A 5,662-nucleotide genomic window follows, 5' to 3' on the forward strand; every position below is an offset into this window, starting at 1 on the left:
CAACGCACAACGCACAACGCACAACCGCAACCGCAACCGCAACCGCAACCGCAACCGCAACCGGGTCGCAGGGTCACCGGCGGGTTCCCGCAGGCTGCGCGCCCTGACCCCCGATCGGCTGGTTGGCGCCCCTGCGCGCTGCTTCGATCGCTGCGATGTCAATCTTGCGCATCGTCATCATCGCGTCGAACACGCGGCGCGCCACGGCGCGGTCGGGGTCGGCGATTCCCTGGGTCAGGGCGCGCGGGGTGATCTGCCACGACAGCCCCCATCGGTCCTTGCACCAGCCGCAGGCGCTTTCCTCGCCGCCGTTGCCGACCACGGCATTCCACAACCGGTCGGTTTCGGCCTGGTCATCGGTTGCGATCTGGAACGAAAAGGCCTCGCTGTGCTTGAAATGGGGGCCACCGTTCAACCCGAGGCAGGGAATGCCGGCCACGGTGAACTCCACCGTCAGCACGTCACCTTCCTTGCCATCGGGATAGTCGCCGGGGGCCCGCAAGATGGTGCCGACGGCACTGTCCGGAAATGTCTGGGCATAGAAATTCGCGGCATCGAGGGCATCGCCGTCGAACCACAGGCAGATGGTGTTCTTGCTGGTCATTGCGTCTCCTGAAGAATGACGGGGCCGGGCTTTGCCCCATCGGCCGCCTGCATCGTACGCAGCCTGGGCGGGGTGGCTGTCGGGCCTGTCCGATGCGGCGGTAGGAACACGCCTACGCCCACCAGGCTGGCGCGATCCTGCGCAGCCGCATGGGGACTCACTGTCCGCACGGGAACGCCGCGCCCTCTGCCGGCGCACCGCACTGGCCCGGTGCATGGCCGCACGCCAACATTTTCTGGCTCTTTTGCCCGCTTGCGCTCACCCCTTTTGCGCAAGACGCTCTTTAATTGATAGCAACCATCCGTCTTGAAAAGCTGGCACAGGGCTTGCGTTGCTGATGGCAGACCCACAGGGTCACCACGGCGGCGCCACCCAACGGCGGGTGGCTGCCACCAGAAACCGGACAAAGGCGTCCCCACCCTGCGCATGCGCTACCCAGGCAGCACGTGCGCAGCGTGAGGACGCCTTTTTTACTTTCACGACGCAAGGGGAGCCCCATGACCGATCTTCTGAAAACCAGCCTCAACCGCCGTACCGTGCTGCAGGCCGCCACCGTGGGCGCCGTGGGCGTGAGCCCGGCGCTGCGCGCGCTGGTCCACGCGCAGGGCTCGGACGCCCCGGAAAAGAAAGAGGTGAAGATCGGCTTCATTCCGCTGACCGACTGCGCCAGCGTGGTGATGGCCTCGGTGCTGGGCTTCGACAAGAAGTACGGCGTGACCATCATCCCTACGAAGGAGGCGAGCTGGGCCGGCGTGCGCGACAAGCTGGTGAATGGCGAGCTGGACTTTGCCCATGTGCTGTATGGCCTGGTGTATGGCGTGCACCTGGGCACGGCCGGCCCCAAGAAGGACATGGCCGTGCTCATGGGCCTGAACCACAACGGCCAGGCGATCACGCTGTCGAAGGCGCTCGCCGACAAGGGCGCGGTGGATGGTCCCACGCTGGCGGCGCTGATGGCCAAGGAAAAGCGTGAATACACGTTTGCAGGCACCTTCCCCACCGGCACCCACGCGATGTGGATGCACTACTGGCTCGCGGCTGCGGGCATCAACCCCGTCTCGGGCGCCAAGCTCATCACGGTGCCGCCGCCGCAGATGGTGGCCAACATGCGCGTGGGCAACATGGACGGCTTCTGCGTGGGCGAGCCCTGGAACCACCGCGCCATCATGGACGGCATCGGCATCACGGCCAACACCACGCAGGACATCTGGAAGGACCACCCCGAGAAGGTGCTGGGCACCACGGCCGATTTCATGAAGAAGCACCCCAACACCACGCGCGCCGTGATGATGGCGGTGCTGGAAGCCAGCCAGTGGATCGACGCGAGCCTGTCGAACAAGATGAAGATGGCCGAGACGATTGCCGGCAAGGCCTACGTGAACACCAGCGTGGACGCCATCAACCAACGCATCCTGGGGCGCTACCAGAATGGCATGGGCAAGACCTGGGACGACCCGAACCACATGAAGTTCTTCAACGAAGGCACGGTGAACTTCCCCTACCTCTCCGACGGCATGTGGTTCCTCACCCAGCACAAGCGCTGGGGCCTGCTCAAGAGCCACCCCGACTACCTGGCCGTGGCCAAACAGGTCAACCAGATCGATCTGTACAAGTCGGTCGCCAGCGCCATGAAGATCAATGTGCCCAAGGACGTGCTGCGCACCAGCAAGCTCATCGACGGCGTGGTGTGGGACGGCAAGGACCCCGCCAAGTATGCCGACGGTTTCAAGATCAGGGCCTGACGCCCAACCCCATCCCCCCGCACGCCAAGCACGCAGGAGAACACCATGGTCAGCGCAGTCTTCCACTCGCCGCTGGAGCACGCACCAGCAACACCGGCAACCGCTATTACAAACATAGCTAACAACGCACAAACAGCAAGCGCTGCAGCCGCAAAAGCATCCAAACCGACCCGTTCCTCCACGCCAGCCCGCGCCGCGCGCGACTGGACGGCACTCTCGCGCACCTTCTGGCTCGCCGTGCTGCCGCCCGCGCTGGGCCTGGGGCTGCTGGTGGGGCTGTGGGCGCTGGTGTCGGCCAGCACGGGCCGCAGCATTCCCACGCCTTACGAGACCTGGCTGCAGGCGGTGGAGGTGTTCAGCAACCCCTTCTACCGCAACGGCCCCAACGACCAGGGCGTGGGCTGGAACGTGCTGGCCTCGCTGCAGCGCGTGGCCGTGGGCTTCGGGCTGGCAGCGGTGGTGGGCATTCCGGCGGGGTTTGCCATCGGGCGCTTTGCCTTCCTCTCGCGCATGTTCAATCCGCTCATCAGCCTGCTGCGGCCGGTGTCGCCGCTGGCGTGGCTGCCCATCGGGTTGCTGGTGTTCAAGGGAGCCAACCCGGCCGCCATCTGGACCATCTTCATCTGCTCCATCTGGCCCATGGTCATCAACACCGCGGTGGGCGTGCAGCGCGTGCCACAGGACTACCTGAACGTGGCCCGCGTGCTCAACCTGAGCGAGTGGAAGGTGCTCACCAAGATCCTGTTCCCCTCGGTGCTGCCCTACATGCTGACCGGCGTGCGCCTGGCCGTGGGCACGGCGTGGCTGGTGATCGTGGCCGCCGAGATGCTGACGGGCGGCGTGGGTATCGGCTTCTGGGTGTGGGACGAGTGGAACAACCTCAACGTCAAGAACATCATCATCGCCATCTTCGTGATCGGCATCGTCGGGCTGCTGCTCGAAGCGGCCCTGGTCAAGCTGGCCACGGCCTTCACATTCGAAGAGGTGAGGACTTGACCCACCCCTGAGCCGCGCCTGCGGCGCGTCACCCCCTCCAGGGGGCGCCACCAGTGGCCCGGCAAAGCCGGTTCCACGGTGGCCTCGGAAAAACCAGGAGAACCTCATGCATACATCTCTCACCACCAAGTTCATCGAAGTCCAGGGCGTGGAGCAGACCTTCCGCACCGCCAAGGGCCTGTTCCCGGCGCTGCGCGAGATCAACCTGACCATCGCCAAGGGGGAGTTCGTGGCGCTGATCGGGCACTCGGGCTGCGGCAAGTCCACGCTGCTCAACCTGATCGCCGGGCTGACCACGCCCACCAACGGTGCGCTGCTGTGCGCCAACAAGGAGATCAAGGGCCCCGGGCCGGAGCGCGCCGTGGTGTTCCAGAACCACTCGCTGCTGCCCTGGCTCACCTGTTTCGACAACGTGTACCTGGCCGTCGAGCGCGTGTTCGGCGCCAAGGAAAACAAGGAACAACTGAAGGCGCGCACCGACGCCGCGCTGGCCCTGGTGGGCCTGACGCACGCGGGCCAGAAGCGCCCCGGCGAAATCTCGGGCGGCATGAAGCAGCGCGTGGGCATCGCCCGGGCGCTGTCGATGGAGCCGCAGGTGCTGCTGATGGACGAGCCCTTCGGCGCGCTCGACGCGCTGACACGCGCCAAGCTGCAGGACGAGCTGCTGGAGATCGTGGCGCGCACGCACAGCACGGTGGTGATGGTGACGCACGACGTGGACGAGGCCGTGCTGCTGTCCGACAAGATCGTGATGATGACCAACGGGCCGGCCGCCACCATCGGCGAGGTGCTGCATGTGGACTTGCCCCGCCCCCGCTCGCGCGTGGAGCTGGCCGAGGATGCACAGTACGTGAACTACCGCAAGGCGGTGATCGACTTCCTTTACACGCGCCAGGGGCATGTGGAGAAGGCCGCATGACCCGCCGCTGCCCATCCAGCCCATCCAGCCCATCGCTGGCATAAAAACTGCGTAGCTTTCAGCGCGGCCCTGTGGCCGCGCACTGGCCTGGTGCAACGACGCACCCCGCCACCCCCGACAAAGGTGTCCCTGCCAACCACTGCTTGCCCAGTGGCGGCACGGACGCCTTTTTTGTTTTTGGCATTGCATACGGACCTCAAGGCACCGCCATGTTCAACCTCCGCGATTTTCACCACGCAGGCCATGCCCCCACGCTGTGGGCTTCGTTTCTCTACTTTGCCTTCTCCTGCGGCATCTGGGTCATCAATGGCGCGATGGCGCCCTTCATCAGCGAAACCTACCAGCTCAGCCCCGCGCAAAAAGGGCTGATGCTGTCCATCCCCATTTTTGCCGGCGCCCTGATGCGTTTCCCGCTGGGCGTTCTGGCCCAGTACATCGGCCGCAAGAACGCCACGCTGGTGGAGATGAGCGGCATTGCACTGGCCATGGGCTTCGGCTACTTCTTCGTGACGAGCTACCACGACCTCCTGGCCATGGGCGTGCTGCTGGGCATAGCGGGGGCCAGTTTTGGCGTGGCATTGTCCCTGGGATCGGGCTCGTTCCCGCCCCGCTACAAGGGGCTGGCCATGGGGCTGGTGGGCGCGGGCAACGTGGGCACGGCGGTGTGTGCCCTGCTGGCACCGCCGCTGGCGCAGCAGTTCGGCTGGCAGACGGTGTATGGCTTTGCGGCCATCGGCATCGCCCTGCCCATGCTGGTGATGGTTTTCTGCGCACAGGAGCCGCCCGACAACAACCACCGTGCCAGCCTGCGCGAGCATGTGGCCTGCCTGTTTGAAAAGGACGGCTGGGCGTTCAGCCTGATCTACGCCGTCACCTTTGGCGGCTTCATCGGCCTGACCAGCTTCTTGCCCAGCTATTTTCACGATCAGTTCGGCGTGAGCAAGGTGCAGGCCGGGCAGCTCACGATGCTGGCCGCCTTTCTGGGCGCGGCGCTGCGCATCGTGGGCGGCTGGCTGTCCGACCACTGGGGCGGCATCAACACCCTGACCGGCGTGCTGGCCATCACGGCCATCAGCCTGGTGCTGTGCGGCCTGGCCGAAGGTTCGCTGCTGGCCACCATGCTGCTGTTTCTGCTGTGCTTTGCCGCGTTGGGCGCAGGCAACGGCGCGCTGTTCCAGTTGGTGCCGCTGCGCTGGCCGCTGGCCACGGCCGTGGCGGGCTCGATGATCGGTGAGATCGGCGCACTGGGCGGCGGTTTGATTCCCAACGCCATGGGCCTATCGCGCCAGTACACCGGCACCTACCTGTGGGGCTTTGTCGTGTTCGCCGCCTGCGCGGCCGCCATGCTGACGCTGCTGCGCACCATGCAGCCCCGCTGGACCCGCACCTGGGTGGACAGGG

General features: G+C 65.7%; 5 protein-coding genes. 4 read left to right on the plus strand and 1 reads right to left on the minus strand.

Translation table 11 applies throughout. From position 1 onward, the window contains the following. Window positions 1-73: 73 nt before the first annotated feature. Window positions 74-604 carry a VOC family protein gene (locus ACDELDRAFT_RS18320; RefSeq protein ID WP_005799485.1) on the minus strand — a complete coding sequence of 177 codons (531 nt, stop codon included), beginning with the start codon at window positions 602-604 and terminating at the stop codon, window positions 74-76. A gap of 497 nt (window positions 605-1,101) precedes the next feature. On the opposite strand from ACDELDRAFT_RS18320, the gene ACDELDRAFT_RS18325 reads away from it, so the two are divergent. The 4 genes from ACDELDRAFT_RS18325 to ACDELDRAFT_RS18340 form a co-directional block, all read left to right on the plus strand. Next, a complete protein-coding gene (locus ACDELDRAFT_RS18325) occupies window positions 1,102-2,346 on the plus strand; it encodes a CmpA/NrtA family ABC transporter substrate-binding protein (protein ID WP_005799486.1) in 1,245 nt (414 codons plus the stop codon). Between the two features lie 45 nt (window positions 2,347-2,391). Further along, a complete protein-coding gene (gene ntrB / locus ACDELDRAFT_RS18330) occupies window positions 2,392-3,342 on the plus strand; it encodes a nitrate ABC transporter permease (RefSeq protein WP_005799487.1) in 951 nt (316 codons plus the stop codon). A gap of 106 nt (window positions 3,343-3,448) precedes the next feature. Next, a complete protein-coding gene (locus ACDELDRAFT_RS18335) occupies window positions 3,449-4,261 on the plus strand; it encodes an ABC transporter ATP-binding protein (RefSeq protein WP_005799488.1) in 813 nt (270 codons plus the stop codon). 209 nt (window positions 4,262-4,470) lie between these two features. Next, window positions 4,471-5,662, plus strand: a 1,192-nt coding sequence (locus tag ACDELDRAFT_RS18340) for an MFS transporter (protein WP_005799489.1), incomplete at its 3' end; no start/stop codon positions are given.

Source organism: Acidovorax delafieldii 2AN, assembly GCF_000175235.1.
Lineage (GTDB): Bacteria > Pseudomonadota > Gammaproteobacteria > Burkholderiales > Burkholderiaceae_C > Acidovorax > Acidovorax delafieldii_B.

Excerpts from the sequence above, each read along its gene's own strand:
- ACDELDRAFT_RS18335 (WP_005799488.1), top strand. The coding sequence starts at position 3,449 with ATGCATACATCTCTCACCACCAAGTTCATCGAAGTCCAGGGCGTGGAG.
- ntrB (WP_005799487.1), top strand. The coding sequence starts at position 2,392 with ATGGTCAGCGCAGTCTTCCACTCGCCGCTGGAGCACGCACCAGCAACA.
- ACDELDRAFT_RS18325 (WP_005799486.1), top strand. The coding sequence starts at position 1,102 with ATGACCGATCTTCTGAAAACCAGCCTCAACCGCCGTACCGTGCTGCAG.
- ACDELDRAFT_RS18320 (WP_005799485.1), bottom strand. The coding sequence starts at position 604 with ATGACCAGCAAGAACACCATCTGCCTGTGGTTCGACGGCGATGCCCTC.